The sequence below is a fragment of the Streptomyces mangrovisoli genome (assembly GCF_000974985.2).
GTDB lineage: Bacteria > Actinomycetota > Actinomycetes > Streptomycetales > Streptomycetaceae > Streptomyces > Streptomyces mangrovisoli.
In genome coordinates, this window is sequence record NZ_LAVA02000010.1 from 53,142 (window position 1) to 68,379 (window position 15,238).

A 15,238-nucleotide genomic window follows, 5' to 3' on the forward strand; every position below is an offset into this window, starting at 1 on the left:
CGCACGCCGACCGCACGCCGGGTGCCTCAGGCGATCGCGTCCGCCACGACGCCCGCGTCGCCGCCCCGCACGATGACGAGGAACATGTCCGTCGCGAGGTCCATCACGACCTCCGCGGGCAGGCCCTCGAGACGCCGCGCCTGCGCGAACTCCTCCGCCGGCCACGAGCCACGCGGGCCACCGGCAGGAAAGCGTTCGAGCACCGTTCGCCCGTTCACCCTGCACCTCCATCTAGCGCTGCACTCATAGAGTTAAACGCCAACGATGCGGTGAACGCCCTGGGAAGTGACGGTACTGAGACGTACTTGACACTGCTTCTCCGGGAAACGTGAGCTGTCTCTCACAAAGTCACGTCGATGTGTCACCGTACGCAGTGACCAGGGCACTTTTGGTGCAGCAGTGGTCAGCGGGGCCCGCGCGCCACCGGGGGGGGGCGGGCACGCGCGCGGCCGCGGGCCGGCCCGCCTCCTCAGACCGCCACCGGCATCCGCGGCGCCCCCGCGCCGACGCGCGGCCGCAGTCCGTCCCACTCGGCGAGCAGCGCGGTGAGCCGTTCGGTGTGCTCGGGGGTGAGCCGCCCGGTGTCGTCGAGCTGCACGGCGCACGCGGTGGTCGTGTCCACGAGCCGTTCGAGGAGCGCGGCGATCTCGTCCGTCCCCTCGGTGTGCCGGGCCAGCGCGGGGAGTTCGGCCGCCGCGAGCCCGATCGCGGCGCGGGCCTCGGCGAGCGTGCGGTACGCCTCGCGGCGCAGGGTCCAGCGTTCGGCCCGGTCTGTCTTGAGGGCCCGGTCCGCCAGGACGGCCCGGTCCGCCGGCAAGGCCCGGTCTGTCGCTACGGCTCCGTCGGCCGGGTCGGCCCGGTCGGCCCCGCCGAGCCCGTCGGCGCCTTCGCCCGACGCGCCGAGGACGTGCTGGAGATAGGCCTGCGCGGCACCGCCCGCCGTCGCGAGCCGGGCGCGCACACCGCCGCCGCGCTCCCCGGGCATCGGCAGATGTCCGACCACGATCACGATCGCGCAGGCCAGCAGCGTCTCGCCGATCCGGCTGACCGAGGCCTGCGGCTCCCCGCCGGACATGACCAGGGCCAGCACGAGAACGGTGACCACGGCGGTCTGCGCGGCGAAGTGCCGTGTCGCGACCGGGATCAGCGCCCCGCAGAGCGCCACGAGCGCGACGAGCCCGGCGGGACGCGGCAGTACGGCGGCGAGCGCGGCGAACACGAGGGCACCGAGGACGGTCCCGGCGGCCCGGCACAGCACCCGCGACACGAGCGGCCCGAGGTCGGGCTTGACGAGGAAGACGGCGGTGGCGGGCAGCCAGTACCAGTGGGTGTGCTGGCCGTACCAGTGGGTGCGGTGCAGTGCCTGGGCGATGGCCGCGCTGGCGCCGAAGCAGAGGGCGACCCGCAGGCCGTACTCCCGGCCGCCGGCGCCGAGGGCGGCGCGCACCCGGGTGGCGGCCTCGATCCGGCGGGTGTGCAGGTCGCCGCCGTCGCCCTGGTCGAAAGCGTCCGCGGCCTGCAGCAGGGCGTCGTCCAGCGCCCGCAGCGCGGGCGCGGACCGGGACGGCGCGGGCAGCGGCCCGGTCGACGTGTTCCGGCGTACGGCGGCGGCGAGGCGGCGGGGTCCCTCGGCGGCGCGGGCGGCGACGGGCCGCCCGGCCCAGCCGAGGGCGGTGGCGGCCTCGGCCAGGGGCAGGGCGGCGGCGTACTGGGCGTGCAGCCGGCGCTCGGCTGCGGAACCGGTGTACCGGCGCAGCCGGGGGCCGGCGAGCGCGTCCTGGGCCTGGTCGAGGGCGGCGGTCAGGGCGGCGCGCCGGTCGGTGGCGGCGGGGGTTCCGGCGGCGTGCAGCAGATCGGCGACGGCGTCGTACACGGCGGCGACGGCGGCGCGCTCGCCGTCGAAGCGGTAGTCGCCGAAGCGGTGGTCACCGGCGAGCGAGCCGGGGGTGGGCAGGGCGAGCCGCAGCAGGAGCAGCCAGCCGGCGCCGGCGAGGAAGGCCAGCGCCCGCTGCCAGCCGCTCTCCGGCACGGGCATCCCGGCGCCGATGGCGGCGGCGACGAGCAGCTGGGTGCCGGCCGCGGAGGCGACGGGGCCGATGGCGCTGAGGCTGCCGGCGACGAGTCCGAGGGCCGTGAGCAGGACGGTCAGCGGCACCGGGCCGAGGTGCCCGCCCGCGTACGTGCCCACGAGCAGCCCGAGCGCTCCGGCGAGCGCGGGTGCGCCGAGTCGCCGTACGGACACGCGGCGGCTTCCGGGGCGGTCGTTGATCCCGGCGAGCATGGCGGCGATGGCGGCGACCACGCCGAGGCCGGTGCGGTCGGCGCAGAGCGCGACGAGCAGCAGAGGGCCCGCGGCCAGCGCGCCGCGGACGACCGCGCTCCAGGGGACGGGCCCGCGCTGGGTGCGCAGGGCGTGCGCGAGCCAGGGAGGAAGGGCGGGGGTCGGGCGCGGGGACACGTGGCTCCTGTCGTGCGACGGCGAGGGATGCCTTCGGGCGACGGTGGCCGGGCTGGGTCGTACTACCAGGGTAAGACGTGTTGCCGGTGTCAAGGGGACGGGTGTGTTTCGGCCCCGTGAAAGCGGGTGTGACGTGCGCCTCCCGGGCGGAGGGCCGGGCGGCGGGCCCGCGGGGCCCGGGGAGGCGGCCGAGGGCTCAGGGAGGCGGCCGACGACTCGGGGAGGCGGCCGAGGGCTGAGGGAGGGGAACGGCGGCTCGGGGAAGGGAACGGGGGGAACGGAGCGGACCCGGGGGCTTGGCCTGCCCCCGGGTCCTGTGAGTGCCGCCCATGGTCACACGCCGGCACGCTTGAGAGCCCGGGTCAGTGTGAAGTCGCCGCGTCCTTCCTTTGGACCACCACGCATCGAGCTGCGCGGACAGGACTTGAACCTGCATTTCGGCGTCGTGGGCCCGAGCCCGGTCGATCCGGCGATCGGCGGCGGATGCTGAGTCTGGAGCGAGAGTCTGAGATTGATCGCGGTCTGCCTCTGCCGAATTGGGCTACCGCGGCTCGCATGTGCCGCGGGGAGGATTCGAACCTCCACTGGAACCGCTCCGTCACGACAAGCTTCAGGTTCAGCTTGCGCTCCTCGCGCACCCCGGCCACGACGGGCCGGGGAGTCTGTGGGGCTGCCCCGGGAGGCAGCCGAAGGGGCTACCCCAGAAGGTAGCCGAACACGGCGTCGCCCACGCGCTGGTCGACGACGTCGGCGCCGTTGGCCTCCTCACGGGCGAACTTGACGGCCTGCTGCAGCTTCTCGACGCGGTCGAGGATTTCGTTGACCCGGCGGGCGGGCAGCGCGCCGGAGAACTTCACCGTCGTCCAGTACCCGACGGGAACGTCCTCGTAGTACACCTCGACCTGCGCCGGGTGCTTGTCGGTGGCCTCGGCCTTGACGTGGTTGCGGGGCACCTTCTTGGTGCGCAGCGTCCGTACCGGCTCCGTCTTCCACGCGTCCGTGGACGGGTCCTGCGCCCAGGACTCGGAGGCGTCCAGCACGGGCAGCTTCCGTACGAAGGTGTTGAGGTCGACGAGCTGCTTCTCCAGGAAGAGCAGGTAGGAGACGGGCACGTCGGCGACGAGGACCCGCCCGTCGACCTTCACGTCCGCGCGCGCGGCGCAGTTCGCCCAGTCCTTCGTGGCGGTCACGTCGAGGAGCCGGGTCAGCGTGGCCGCGGTCTCCCGCAGCACGTCCTCTGCCTTGACCTGCACCCGTGTCGACTCGGGCGGCAGCTGCTCGCCCTCCTCGTCCTTGGGCTGATACGTCCGCGAGATGCCCGCCAGCAACGCCGGCTTCTGCAGGCCGTGGTGCGCGGCCGTCAGGTCCTGATGGGCCTTGGACTTGATGCCCTTCTCGACTGCGATGATCTGATTGAGTTTCGCCACGAGAGGGACCGTAGCAGCGGCAACACCCTTGTTTCGAAGGGTTATTCACGGGTTGCTCCTGTTCGCGGGTCGACCGTGGGGGGATCGCGAGTCGATCGCGGGTCATTCGCCCTCCGCGGCCTGTTCGATCGCCCGCTCGAAGAGGACCCGCGCCGCGTCGACCGCCGCCGTCAGCGTCTCCTCGTCGGCCCGCAGCCGGCCGAGGACGTCGTCGACCGCGCGCAGTCCGGCCCGTTCCAGGAGGCGTTTGTCGTTCGTCGCCCACTCGCCGCGCGCCGCGAGCACGGCGTGCGCGCTCTGCAGGGCCGCCGTGGCGACGGCACCGGCGGTCTCGGTGAGCCGGGCGTACGGGGCGTGCGCGGCTCTGGCGTAGGAGAGGGTGGCGTGGGCCGTGCCGGACCAGCGTTCGGCGGCGGATCTGCGCAGGGCGTCCGGGTAGCGGGCCGGGCGGGGCATGTCGCCGCGCAGGACACGGTTGAGGGCCAGCTCGGCGACGACCAGGTAGGTGGGGATGCCCGCGAGATGGAACAGCAGCGGCTCCACGCGGAACCGCCCCTGCCGCGCCTCGGCCAGTTCGTGCTCGACGACGTCCAGATCGCGGTAGTGCACGTCGACCCGGCGCCCGTCGATCGTCAGCCAGGCGCCGCCGTTGAACACCCCACCGCCCCAGCCGCCCACGTCCGACACCTCACCGGGCCAGCCGAGGGTGCGCAGGTCGTCGGGGTCGAAGGCGCCGCGGTAGTAGACCGCGAGGTCCCAGTCGCTGCCGTCGTGGTGCGTGCCCTGGGCACGCGAGCCGCCGAGCGCCACGGCGCGCACGGTGGGCAGCCCGGCCAGGCGGTCGACGGTGACCGCCAGGAAGTCGTCGTCGGAGAGCGAGGGCGGGGGTGAGGACGAAGGCGAATCCGATGGCGATGGCGATAGCGAACGATCGGTCGGGGGCAGGGGCGGCACAGATGCTCCTTACTCGCGGGCGGGACCGGACGCGCGGCCGATATTCGCGTGCGGGAGGCGGCCGGGGTCCGGATGATCAGGGGGTCCTCTGTCTGTCTTCCGGGAGTCGCAGTGATCCAGCGAGTGAACGTCCCCGCACTCTTCCCACCCCCGACCTACTCCCACGCCTCCGTCGTGGAAGCCGGTACCAAGCTCGCCTTCCTCGCGGGGGCCGTGCCGCTCGACGAGAAGGGCGCCATCGTGGGCGAGGGCGACCCGGTGCGCCAGGCGGAGCAGGTCATCGCCAACCTGCGCGAACAGCTCGGCGCCGTCGGCAGCGACCTGGCGCATGTCGTGGCCACGGACGTGTACGTCGTCGGCAGCGAGCCCTCGGTGCTCTCCGCCGTGTGGGAGGTCGTCGAGGCGTCCGGGCTCAGCACCGGGCCGCACTCCTCGACGCTGATCGGCGTGGCCTGCCTCGGGTACACGGGCCAGCTGGTGGAGATCACGGCCACGGCCGTCGTACCGGAGGGAGCGGGCTCATGAAGATCGTGCTGCGCCGCGCAGTCGGCCCCGACGCCGCCGCGGTCGCCGACGTCTGGCTGCGGTCCTTCGCCGCCGCGCTGCCCACCGTCGTACGGCCGCGCTCCGACGACGACGTGCGGAACCACATCCGCGACGTCGTGGTACCGCTGCGCGAAACCTGGGTCGCGGAGGCCGCCGACGAGGCCGGGATCGTCGGGATGATGGTGCTCAACGAAGACCTGCTGTCCCAGCTGTACCTCGACCCGGACTGGCGCGGCCGCGGCATCGGCGACCGGTTCGTGACCATGGCCAAGGAACTGCGCCCGGACGGCCTCCATCTGTGGACCTTCCAGGTCAACACGCCCGCCCACCGCTTCTACGAACGCCACGGCTTCGTCGCCACCGAGCGCACCGACGGCAGCGGCAACGAGGAACGCGAACCGGACGTCCACTACATGTGGCAACCCTGACCACACCATCACGAACTCCCGCACCGGCGCGCGCACTTGTCCGTGCCGACCCATCGCCGCACCGTAACGCCGCCACGGCGGACCTGTCGTGTCAATTCCGGACGGGCAGCCCTGCTGAGTCGGCGGCCGTGCGCAGGACCTGGCGAAGCATGTCCGGTGTGAGCTTGCCGGTGAAGGTGTTGCGCTGGCTGACGTGGTAGCAGCCGAAGAGGTGCAGCCCGTCCAGCGGCACCCGGGCGGCGTGCGCGAACGCCGGGCGGGGCCGGGGCACGGCCCAGCCCGCCTCGGCGAACGCGGGCAGCGCCGCCTGCCAGCCGAAGGCCCCGAGCACGACCACCGCCCGCAGCGTCGGCCGCAGCAGCCGCAACTCCCGCACCAGCCAGGGCCGGCAGGCGTCCCGCTCCCCCGGCGTCGGCTTGTTCGCGGGCGGCGCGCAGTGCACCGGGGCGGTGATCCGTACGCCGTACAGCTCCAGGCCGTCGTCCGCCCGCTCCGAGGTGGGCTGCGACGCCAGGCCCACGTCGTACAGCGCCTGGTACAGCACGTCCCCGGAGCGGTCGCCGGTGAACATGCGTCCGGTGCGGTTCCCGCCGTGCGCGGCGGGCGCGAGCCCGATGACGAGCAGCCGGGCGTCCGGCGGCCCGAACCCCGGCACCGGCCGCCCCCAGTACGTCCAGTCGGCGAAGGCCGCGCGCTTGGTGCGCGCCACCTCCTCCCGCCAGGCCACCAGCCGCGGACAGGCCCGGCAGTCCGCCACCCGCGCGTCCAGCAGGGCCAGGCCTTCGTCGTCCATGCCTCCACCGTAGAGCGAGGCGGGGGTTCGGCAGAGGTCTCCCCACGGGCGGGAGCGGCACCGGCGCGGGGCGGAAAAGCCGGCCGGTTCCGCCGGGTGGCGGCGTTAAGGTCGGTGCATGGCTTCCGAGCACCACGAGCACAGGGACACGACCGGCGCGGGAGGCGCGGCCCGCGCCGACGACACGGCGGGCAGGACAGGCGCGGCGGGCAGGACAGGCAGGTCAGGCACGGCGGGCGTGTCGGAAACGTCCGGCGGTGCCGGTACGGCGGCCTCCCCCGGCGGGACGCCCCCCGGCCTCGACCCGGCGGTCGCCGCCGCCGTGGCGGCCGCCGAGGCCGCCGCGCCCGCGCACGGCGAGAGCGTCCGTGTCGACAGCTGGATCTGGGCCGTCCGCCTGATCAAGACCCGCTCCCTGGGTGCCACCGCCTGCCGCGGCGGACACGTCCAGGTGAACGGTGACCGAGTCAAGCCCGCCCACTCCCTGCGCGTCGGCGACGAGGTCCGCGTGCGGCACGAGGGGCACGAACGGGTCGTCATCGTGAAGCGGCTCATCCGCAAGCGGGTCGGCGCCCCCGTCGCGGTCCAGTGCTACATCGACAACTCCCCGCCGCCCCCGCCCCGCGAGGCCGTCGCCCCGGCGGGCATCCGCGACCGCGGCACGGGCCGCCCCACCAAGCGCGACCGGCGCGACATGGAGCGCCTGCGCGGACTCGGCGGCCCGCCTCCCGCCGGCCGGTGAGCCGACCCGGACCGGCCCGCACCGCACGCGTGCGCCGCACCGCACGTATGCGCCGCACCGTACGTGCGGGCCGGTCCGCCTGTGCGCCAGTCCGCCGGCCCACCAGTTCGCGCCGGGCGTCTCATGGGGTCTGCGTGCGCGCCGCCTCCTCCCGTACCACCCGCACCCACACCCGGTCCTCCGTCAGGTACTCGTCCACCGCCAGGCCCTCCTCCGCCAGCGCCGCCTCGAACTCCTCCTTCGTCAGCGGCCGGGACCGGAAGGTCTGCGTCCATATCGCGTCCGGGAACACATACTCCGCGTGGACCGCGTTGACGCCCTGGCCGACGGGCTCCGACGACACGATCCGTACCGTGTAGCCCGCGGGGTCGACCCGTTCGCGGGGGACGTTCGTGTGCCAGTCCTCCCCCTCCCGCTGGATCAGCACCTGCCCGTCCTTCGCGACATGCCGGGCACACGCGCGCAGCAGAGCGCGGCGCACCTCGGGATCGCCGGTGTGCACGAGGAACGACGCCAGCATCACGACGTCGAACGTCTCGTCCAGGTCGAGTTCCTCGATCGGGCCGCATATCGTGCGCGCCCCGCGCACGCGCTCCAGCATCTGCGCGGACTCGTCCACCGCCGTGACCGTGAAACCGCGCTCCAGCAGCGCGTGCGTCACGCGGCCGGTGCCGCAGCCCAGCTCCAGGATGTGGGCGCCCGGCGGCACGGCCGCGGCGATGATCTCCGGTTCGTCCCGTACGCGCAGCCGCGCATAGAGCTCCACCGCGCAGCCGTCCGGGGTGATGGCCCCCGGACCCGTACCCTCGTGTCCCTCACGCATGTTCGGCTTCATGCCCGGACAACGGCCCGCCTCCGCACGCCCGTTCCCACCCCGAACGGATTCACTCCTTCGAGTGGCGCGCCGTACGGCACCGTGGCACCGCGCGGAACGCCCGCTCCCGTCAGGACCCTTCGAGCGGGAACCATCCGTGCCCGAGGTACCAGTGCCCGCCGGACCGCAGATGGTCGCCCACGGCCCGCTCCATCGAGGTCGTGCGGGGCAGCTCGGCCGCCGGCAGGTCCGGGTCGCCGAAGACGTAGCCGACGGGCCCCTTGTCCGAGGGTTCGGTGTCCACGCCGAGGACGACGAACAGCTCCTGGAAGCGGACGATGTTGGACTCCGGCGCCAGGTGGCGCCGCAACTGCGGGTCGAGCAGCCACGAGTGGCACTTCGCCGCCTCGTACCGCTCCCCGGGGAAGTGCCGGGCGAAGAACGGGCGCGCCAGGCGCAGGGACCGGGCGCAGGCGGACGGGGTGAGCGGTCCCAGGTGGTCGGGGATGTGCAGGCCGAGGCAGGGGTCGCCGGGGGCGGCCGCCCGGCCCGCGTCCTTCACCGCGCGCGCCATGCGCTCGTCGAGGACCGTGCGCTGGAACTGGAGCCGGCCCAGTTGGTACAGCTCGCCGCGGAAGTGGAGCATCAGCCAGTACAGGGCCGAGAGGCCGCCGCTGCCGTGGCGCCGTCGGTGCACGGTCATCTGGCGGCCCAGGTCGGCGAGGGTGTGCCGGGAGACGTCGTCGGGGACCCCGCGGGCACGGTGGTGGGCGCGGGTGTGGGGCAGCGCGGCGACCAGGACGTACACCGCGAAGTGGGCGGCCAGGGCCGGCGGGACCTCGGCGAGACGCTCCGCGAGCTGCGGCCGCCCGCCCACCTCCCCCATGTCCGCCACCAGCTCGCCGACGCACTCCTCCAGGAGCCGCAGCGCGCCGGGGTCGGCGGCCAGGGTCCGGCGCAGCGCGATCAGTTCGTTGATGTCCTCGTGCGGTACGGCGAGGTCGAGAAGGGTCTCGGGCAGCTCGTCGGCGTCGGGAAGCACAGCCTGGTCTCCCATGTCGGAACCGTCGGGGTCCGCTCGGACCCCTGTCGGGATCAGTCGGGATCCGCTCGGACCCCTTTGGAGAACGCTTCCGGAGAAGAGTACGTTGCACATGAGGAGCGATGGTCCCGATGCGTACGGGGAGTGAGCCGGTGACCGCGCGCAGCGCACTGCGTGCGCGCTTCTGGCTGAGCGTGTGGGGTCTGTTCTGGGCCGTCGCCGGGACGGCGCTGTTCGCGCTGGTGGGACGCCCCGGCTGGGCGGCCGCCTGCGGGGTGCTGTGGCTGGTGGTCACCGTGGACATGACCGTGATCCTCCGGCACATGCGGCAGGGTCCGCACTTTCAGCCGGGCCGTGACGTCCCGCCGTACCGGCCTCCGGAGCACCACGGGACCTGACGACCTCGGGACCTGACGGGACCCCTCCGAAACACCGCGGGACCTGGCAGGACCGGTGACCCGACAGGACCGGTGACCCGACAGGACCGGTGCCACCGGCCGATGCGTGGCCTCCAGGGGCCACGGTCGCCACGGTCACGGCGCCGTTCAGGCCTCGAACCGGGCCGCCTTCACGTACTGCGGGTTCGGGTCGAGCGCGGCGGCCAGCCGGAAGTGGCGCTTGGCCTGGTCGTGCCGGCCCTGGCGCTCGTACGTCCGGGCGAGGGCGAAGTGGGCGAACGCGTTGTCCGGCTCCCGCTCCAGCACGATGGCGAACTCGAGCTCGGCGGGCCGGAGTTGGGCGGCCGCGAAGAAGGCCCGCGCGCGCAGCAGCCGCGCGGCCGTGTTCTCCGGGTGTGCGGCGACGACACCGTCGAGCAGCTTGACCGCGCCCCGTGGGTCCCGCGCGGCGAGCAGTTGCTCCGCGGCGCGGAAGTCGATCACATGCGTCTCCGGACTCGGTCCGGTGGTTCCGCTGGTGTCGGGCACGGCGACTTCCTTCCCTCGCTGCACCGGTTCAACGCCCGTGTCATGGGCCCTATTCCAGTGCCCCCGGGCGTCCGGTGCCCCCTGGCTCCGGTACTCGTGGAATCCAGTGCCCCGGAATCCCGTACCCCCTGTGCGATACGGATACCCGGTCGCAGAATCCCGCAGTCCTACCGCGGTCCTACTGCGCCGACGTGCGCCGGGCGCGCGCCGTCAGATCGGCCCACACCTCGCTCACCCGGCTGCGCAGCGCCTCCAGCGGTACGTCGTTGTCGATGACGACGTCCGCGATCTCCCGGCGCTTCTCGCGGGTGGCCTGCGCGGCCATGCGGGCGCGGGCGTCCTCCTCGGTCATTCCGCGCAGCCGTACCAGCCGGTCGAGCTGGGTCTCGGGGCGCGCGTCCACGACGATCACCAGGTCGTAGAGCCCCGCGAGCCCGTTCTCGGCGAGCAGGGGTACGTCATGGACGACGACGTCGTCCTCGGTGGCGGCGTTCTCGAGTTCGCGGGAGCGGGCGCCGACCAGGGGGTGGACGATCGAGTTCAGGACGGCCAGCTTCTCGGCGTCGGCGAAGACGATCGCGCCGAGTCCGGGCCGGTCGAGGGCGCCCTCGGGGGTGAGCACGTCCGCGCCGAACGCCTCGACGACCGCCGCGAGACCGGGGGTGCCGGGCGCGACGACCTCGCGCGCGATACGGTCCGCGTCGATCAGTACGGCGCCGTGCTCGACGAGCAGCCGCGACACCTCGCTCTTGCCGGCACCGATGCCGCCGGTCAGACCCACGGACAGCATGGTCGCCCCTCCACCTCACGAACCCCGTGGCCACGGGGGGAACTTGTCGGCTCCGATACGGCCGTCCGGCAGCCTAGCGGATCGGGCGGCCGGCCCAGCGGACCGGGCAGGACGCCCACCGCGGCACTCGCCAGCCCACCGCATGGCCGCCGACCGGCCCACCACGACACTCACGAGCCCGTCACATCGGCCCGCCGCCGGGCTGCCCGGCCGCCCGGCCGCCCGGCCGATCAAACCGGGCGGTGCCCCGTCGTCAGCCGTCGCCCTCCCGTTCCGCCAGGAAGCGTTCGAACTCGAGGCCGATCTCGTCGGCGGACGGGATGTCGACGGGCTCGGCGAGCATGTTGCCCCGGCTCTCCGCGCCCGCCACGGCGTCGTACTGGTGCTCCAGACCCTGGACGAGCGACGTGAGTTCCTCGTCGCCCTCGCGGATCTGCCGGTCGATCTCGGTCTGCGTGCGGTGGGCGTCGGTGCGCAGCGTGTGCGCGACCCCGGGCAGGACCAGTCCGGTCGCCGCGGTGATGGCCTCGAGCACGGTCAGGGCCGCGTCCGGGTACGGCGAGCGGGCGATGTAGTGCGGCACGTGCGCGGCGACACCGAGGACGTCGTGTCCGGCCTCCATGAGGCGGAACTCGACCAGCGCCTCGGCGCTGCCCGGCACCTGGGCCTCCTCGAAGGGGCTGCGGTGTCCCGGCACGAGGTCGCTGCGGTTGCCGTGCGGGGTGAGGCCCACGGGGCGGGTGTGCGGGACGCCCATGGGGATGCCGTGGAAGTTCACGGCCAGGCGGACGCCGAGCCGCTCCACGATCTGCTGGACGGCCGCCGCGAACAGCTCCCACTCGACGTCCGGCTCGGGGCCGGCGAGCATCAGGAACGGCGCGCCGGTGGCGTCCTGGACGAGCCGCACCTCGATGGCGGGCTCCTCGTACTCCGTCCAGCGGTCGCGCTGGAAGGTCAGCAGCGGGCGGCGGGCCCGGTAGTCCACGAGCCGGTCGTGGTCGAAGCGCGCCACGACCTGGTGCGGCAGCGAGTCGAGAATGCCGTCGACGATCTGCTCGCCGGTATCGCCCGCGTCGATGTATCCGTCGAAGTGGTACAGCATGACAAGGCCGGCCGACTCCTGGGACAGCGCCATGTCGACGACCGCCAGCCCCTTCGGCTCCCACGTGTACAAACCCTGCGGATCAGGCACGATGACCGCTCCTCCTCGTGTTCGTACTGCACAACGTCCCAGGGCGCCCGGCCATTCCCGCCGCGCGCCCATGATCAGGAGTGCCTCCCCTGCGCTCAGGAGTGCTTCCACCGCTTCCCATACTGCCGTCCATGCCCTGAGCGGCGGCTGAGCTGCGCCGCGCCCACCTCGCCCGCCCGCGGGTCGGTCGGTCGGTCGGCCGCGCGGCGGCGAGGACGACCCGCACCGTACGCCCGTCACCCGTCGAACCCGTTGTCCCAGGAGGTGCCCAGGCCATCTGGCCGGAAAACGCCGAAGGACCGCACCTCGGAAGGTGCGGTCCCTCGATCAGGAGCTAAGCCTCAGCTGCGGCGCGGTGAAGCGCTCAGCTCTGGCCGCCCGCCAGCTTCTCGCGCAGCGCGGCGAGCGCCTCGTCCGACGCCAGCGCGCCGGAGTTGTCCGCACCCTCGGAGGAGTACGAGCCGCCACCGGACGCGGCCGGAGCCGCAGCCTCGCCGCCCTCGGCCGCGGCAGCGGCGTCGGCCTCGCGGGACTTGATGACCTGCTGCTGGTGCTGCTCGAAGCGGGTCTGCGCCTCGGCGTACTGGTGCTCCCACGCCTCGCGCTGGGTCTCGTAGCCCTCGAGCCAGTCGTTGGTCTCGGGGTCGAAGCCCTCGGGGTAGATGTAGTTGCCCTGGTCGTCGTAGGACGCGGCCATGCCGTACAGGGTCGGGTCGAACTCGACCGTGGCCGGGTCGGCACCGAAGGCCTCGTTGGCCTGCTTCAGCGAGAGGCTGATGCGACGGCGCTCGAGGTCGATGTCGATGACCTTGACGAAGATCTCGTCGTTGACCTGGACGACCTGCTCCGGGATCTCCACGTGGCGCTCGGCCAGCTCGGAGATGTGGACCAGACCCTCGATGCCCTCGTCCACGCGGACGAACGCACCGAACGGAACCAGCTTCGTGACCTTGCCGGGCACGACCTGGCCGATCTGGTGGGTGCGGGCGAACTGCTGCCACGGGTCTTCCTGGGTCGCCTTCAGCGACAGGGAGACGCGCTCGCGGTCCATGTCGACGTCCAGGACCTCGACCGTGACCTCCTGGCCGACCTCGACGACCTCGGAGGGGTGGTCGATGTGCTTCCAGGACAGCTCGGAGACGTGGACCAGACCGTCGACGCCACCCAGGTCCACGAAGGCACCGAAGTTGACGATCGAGGAGACGACGCCGGAACGGACCTGACCCTTCTGGAGGGTCGTGAGGAACGTCTGGCGGACCTCGGACTGGGTCTGCTCCAGCCAGGCACGGCGGGACAGGACCACGTTGTTGCGGTTCTTGTCCAGCTCGATGATCTTGGCCTCGAGCTCCTTGCCGACGTACGGCTGGAGGTCGCGAACGCGGCGCATCTCGACCAGGGAGGCCGGGAGGAAGCCACGGAGGCCGATGTCGAGGATGAGACCACCCTTGACGACCTCGATGACGGTACCGGTGACGATGCCGTCCTCTTCCTTGATCTTCTCGATGGTGCCCCAGGCACGCTCGTACTGCGCGCGCTTCTTCGAGAGGATCAGGCGGCCTTCCTTGTCCTCCTTCTGGAGAACAAGGGCTTCGATCTCGTCACCGACGGCGACGACCTCGTTGGGGTCGACGTCGTGCTTGATCGAGAGCTCGCGGCTCGGGATGACACCTTCGGTCTTGTAACCGATGTCGAGGAGAACCTCGTCCCGGTCAACCTTGACGATGACGCCGTCGACGATGTCGCCATCGTTGAAGTACTTGATCGTCTCGTCGATAGCGGCGAGGAAGGCTTCCTCGTTACCGATGTCGTTGACCGCAACCTGCGGGGTGGTGGCGGTGGTCTCGGTGCTGCTCGTCATGTGGGAAAGGGCTCCGGTACGGACATTGAGTCGTAGGTACTGCTTACGCCGGGAGCCCGTTTCGCTCTGCAGAAGACCGGACAGCCAAGGAAGCGCCTCACCAGGAACTGGCGATGGCGCCTCGACAACCGAGGGGACATACATACAGATGCGAGCGCAGCCTGCTACGTCTGAGGTGCGCAGGCCCGCAGCGCAACTTGTAGCATACGGGGGCAGCCGGGCAGGGTCAATGCGCGAAGGCGCACACCCGGGGCGGATCGCCGCAATCCCGGCACAAAAGCCGTCCCACGAGGCCACACGGGCGCGCGTGGACCTCTGTCGCGACACCCGCGCGACGGGTTGGACGGAAGAGTACGACGAGGGAGCCGATCATCCAAGAGCCCGAACCGTTCGAACCCGAAGCCACCCGGCGCCAGGCCGGCGCCGCCGAGAGCGCCCGGGCGAACCGCGGCTGGTGGGACCGGAACGCGGACGAGTACCAGATCGAACACGGCACGTTCCTGGGCGACGACCGCTTCGTGTGGGGCCCCGAGGGCCTGGACGAGGTGGAGGCCGAGCTGCTCGGCCCGCCGGAGGAGCTGAAGGGCCGGGACGTCCTGGAGATCGGCGCCGGCGCGGCGCAGTGCTCGCGCTGGCTGGCGGCGCAGGGGGCGCGCCCGGTGGCGCTCGACCTCTCGCACCGGCAGCTCCAGCACGCCCTGCGCATCGGCGGATCGTTTCCCCTTGTCTGTGCCGACGCCTCCGCGCTGCCGTTCGCGGACGGCTCCTTCGACCTCGCGTGCTCGGCCTACGGCGCGCTGCCCTTCGTCGCCGACCCGGTGACGGTGCTGCGCGAGGTGCGGCGGGTGCTGCGGCCGGGCGGGCGGTTCGTCTTCTCCGTCACGCATCCGCTGCGCTGGGCGCTGCCGGACGAGCCGGGCCCCGAGGGCCTGACCGTCTCCTCCTCCTACTTCGACCGCACCCCCTACGTCGAGCAGGGCGACGACGGCGACGCGGTCTACGTCGAACACCACAGGACCCTCGGCGACCGCGTCCGGGACATCGTCGCGGCGGGGCTGCGCCTGGTGGACCTGGTGGAGCCGGAGTGGCCCGCGTGGAACACGGCCGAGTGGGGCGGCTGGTCCCCGCTGCGCGGCAACCTGATCCCGGGGACGGCGATCTTCGTGTGCGAGCGGGACTGACGCCGCACCCGGGAGCAGCCCGCACCCGCGACCGGCCACACCCGGGGGCGGCCCACACCCGCGACCGGCCGGACCCGGGAGCGGCCC

At 72.9% G+C, this 15,238-nt stretch carries 16 protein-coding genes and 1 tRNA gene; 5 read left to right on the forward strand and 12 right to left on the reverse strand.

The window, feature by feature from the left end:
• Positions 1-26: 26 nt before the first annotated feature.
• From WN71_RS04495 to WN71_RS04510, 5 genes are all read right to left on the reverse strand, one after another.
• Positions 27-218 carry a hypothetical protein gene (locus tag WN71_RS04495; protein ID WP_046584666.1) on the reverse strand — a complete coding sequence of 64 codons (192 nt, stop codon included), beginning with the start codon at positions 216-218 and terminating at the stop codon, positions 27-29.
• A gap of 251 nt (positions 219-469) precedes the next feature.
• Positions 470-2,458 (reverse strand): FUSC family protein, encoded by a 1,989-nt coding sequence (locus tag WN71_RS04500; RefSeq protein WP_079177644.1) that lies wholly within the window; start codon positions 2,456-2,458, stop codon positions 470-472.
• A gap of 410 nt (positions 2,459-2,868) precedes the next feature.
• Positions 2,869-3,009, reverse strand: a tRNA-Arg gene (locus WN71_RS41745).
• Positions 3,010-3,153: 144 nt separating this feature from the next.
• Positions 3,154-3,885: a DUF7873 family protein gene (locus tag WN71_RS04505; protein WP_046584665.1), complete on the reverse strand. Its 732-nt coding sequence runs from the start codon at positions 3,883-3,885 to the stop codon at positions 3,154-3,156.
• A 102-nt stretch (positions 3,886-3,987) separates the two neighbouring features.
• Positions 3,988-4,743, reverse strand: coding sequence for a nucleotidyltransferase domain-containing protein (locus tag WN71_RS04510; RefSeq protein WP_046584708.1), 756 nt, complete (start codon positions 4,741-4,743; stop codon positions 3,988-3,990).
• A gap of 207 nt (positions 4,744-4,950) precedes the next feature.
• On the opposite strand from WN71_RS04510, the gene WN71_RS04515 reads away from it, so the two are divergent.
• Together WN71_RS04515 and WN71_RS04520 are read left to right on the forward strand one after the other, a co-directional pair.
• The gene (locus WN71_RS04515; RefSeq protein WP_046584664.1) at positions 4,951-5,364 is read left to right on the forward strand and encodes a RidA family protein; all 414 of its coding nucleotides are present in this window, start codon (positions 4,951-4,953) and stop codon (positions 5,362-5,364) included.
• Complete coding sequence (locus tag WN71_RS04520) at positions 5,361-5,813, forward strand: GNAT family N-acetyltransferase (protein ID WP_046584663.1); 453 nt, start codon at positions 5,361-5,363, stop codon at positions 5,811-5,813. Before WN71_RS04515 ends, WN71_RS04520 begins: the two co-directional genes overlap by 4 nt.
• A gap of 91 nt (positions 5,814-5,904) precedes the next feature.
• Here WN71_RS04520 and WN71_RS04525 read toward each other — a convergent pair whose 3' ends face one another.
• Positions 5,905-6,606, reverse strand: coding sequence for a uracil-DNA glycosylase (locus tag WN71_RS04525; RefSeq protein ID WP_046584662.1), 702 nt, complete (start codon positions 6,604-6,606; stop codon positions 5,905-5,907).
• 118 nt (positions 6,607-6,724) lie between these two features.
• Here WN71_RS04525 and WN71_RS04530 point away from each other — a divergent pair, with 118 nt between their 5' ends.
• Positions 6,725-7,348 (forward strand): RNA-binding S4 domain-containing protein, encoded by a 624-nt coding sequence (locus WN71_RS04530; protein WP_079177646.1) that lies wholly within the window; start codon positions 6,725-6,727, stop codon positions 7,346-7,348.
• Positions 7,349-7,469: 121 nt separating this feature from the next.
• Here WN71_RS04530 and WN71_RS04535 read toward each other — a convergent pair whose 3' ends face one another.
• On the reverse strand, positions 7,470-8,183 hold the full coding sequence (locus WN71_RS04535) for a class I SAM-dependent methyltransferase (RefSeq protein ID WP_046584660.1): 714 nt from the start codon (positions 8,181-8,183) through the stop codon (positions 7,470-7,472).
• A gap of 109 nt (positions 8,184-8,292) precedes the next feature.
• The gene (locus tag WN71_RS04540) at positions 8,293-9,219 is read right to left on the reverse strand and encodes an acyltransferase domain-containing protein (RefSeq protein WP_240529557.1); all 927 of its coding nucleotides are present in this window, start codon (positions 9,217-9,219) and stop codon (positions 8,293-8,295) included.
• A 107-nt stretch (positions 9,220-9,326) separates the two neighbouring features.
• Here WN71_RS04540 and WN71_RS04545 point away from each other — a divergent pair, with 107 nt between their 5' ends.
• The gene (locus tag WN71_RS04545) at positions 9,327-9,602 is read left to right on the forward strand and encodes a DUF6343 family protein (RefSeq protein WP_046584658.1); all 276 of its coding nucleotides are present in this window, start codon (positions 9,327-9,329) and stop codon (positions 9,600-9,602) included.
• A 147-nt stretch (positions 9,603-9,749) separates the two neighbouring features.
• On the opposite strand, the gene WN71_RS04550 is transcribed toward WN71_RS04545, so the two are convergent.
• From WN71_RS04550 to rpsA, 4 genes are all read right to left on the reverse strand, one after another.
• Positions 9,750-10,130 carry a tetratricopeptide repeat protein gene (locus tag WN71_RS04550; RefSeq protein WP_046584657.1) on the reverse strand — a complete coding sequence of 127 codons (381 nt, stop codon included), beginning with the start codon at positions 10,128-10,130 and terminating at the stop codon, positions 9,750-9,752.
• Between the two features lie 178 nt (positions 10,131-10,308).
• On the reverse strand, positions 10,309-10,920 hold the full coding sequence (coaE, locus tag WN71_RS04555) for a dephospho-CoA kinase (RefSeq protein WP_046584656.1): 612 nt from the start codon (positions 10,918-10,920) through the stop codon (positions 10,309-10,311).
• Between the two features lie 253 nt (positions 10,921-11,173).
• Positions 11,174-12,112, reverse strand: coding sequence for a PAC2 family protein (locus WN71_RS04560; RefSeq protein WP_046584655.1), 939 nt, complete (start codon positions 12,110-12,112; stop codon positions 11,174-11,176).
• Positions 12,113-12,476: 364 nt separating this feature from the next.
• Positions 12,477-13,970 (reverse strand): 30S ribosomal protein S1, encoded by a 1,494-nt coding sequence (rpsA, locus tag WN71_RS04565; RefSeq protein ID WP_046584654.1) that lies wholly within the window; start codon positions 13,968-13,970, stop codon positions 12,477-12,479.
• Positions 13,971-14,338: 368 nt separating this feature from the next.
• Between rpsA and WN71_RS04570 the strand changes: the two genes are divergently transcribed.
• Positions 14,339-15,151 carry a class I SAM-dependent methyltransferase gene (locus WN71_RS04570; RefSeq protein WP_079177647.1) on the forward strand — a complete coding sequence of 271 codons (813 nt, stop codon included), beginning with the start codon at positions 14,339-14,341 and terminating at the stop codon, positions 15,149-15,151.
• Positions 15,152-15,238: the final 87 nt, after the last annotated feature.

Bases quoted from the DNA above. Each gene is read 5' to 3' on its own strand.
- coaE (WP_046584656.1), bottom strand. From the start codon at position 10,920: ATGCTGTCCGTGGGTCTGACCGGCGGCATCGGTGCCGGCAAGAGCGAG.
- WN71_RS04535 (WP_046584660.1), bottom strand. From the start codon at position 8,183: ATGAAGCCGAACATGCGTGAGGGACACGAGGGTACGGGTCCGGGGGCC.
- WN71_RS04530 (WP_079177646.1), top strand. From the start codon at position 6,725: ATGGCTTCCGAGCACCACGAGCACAGGGACACGACCGGCGCGGGAGGC.
- WN71_RS04520 (WP_046584663.1), top strand. From the start codon at position 5,361: ATGAAGATCGTGCTGCGCCGCGCAGTCGGCCCCGACGCCGCCGCGGTC.
- rpsA (WP_046584654.1), bottom strand. From the start codon at position 13,970: ATGACGAGCAGCACCGAGACCACCGCCACCACCCCGCAGGTTGCGGTC.
- WN71_RS04540 (WP_240529557.1), bottom strand. From the start codon at position 9,219: ATGGGAGACCAGGCTGTGCTTCCCGACGCCGACGAGCTGCCCGAGACC.
- WN71_RS04525 (WP_046584662.1), bottom strand. From the start codon at position 6,606: ATGGACGACGAAGGCCTGGCCCTGCTGGACGCGCGGGTGGCGGACTGC.
- WN71_RS04545 (WP_046584658.1), top strand. From the start codon at position 9,327: ATGGTCCCGATGCGTACGGGGAGTGAGCCGGTGACCGCGCGCAGCGCA.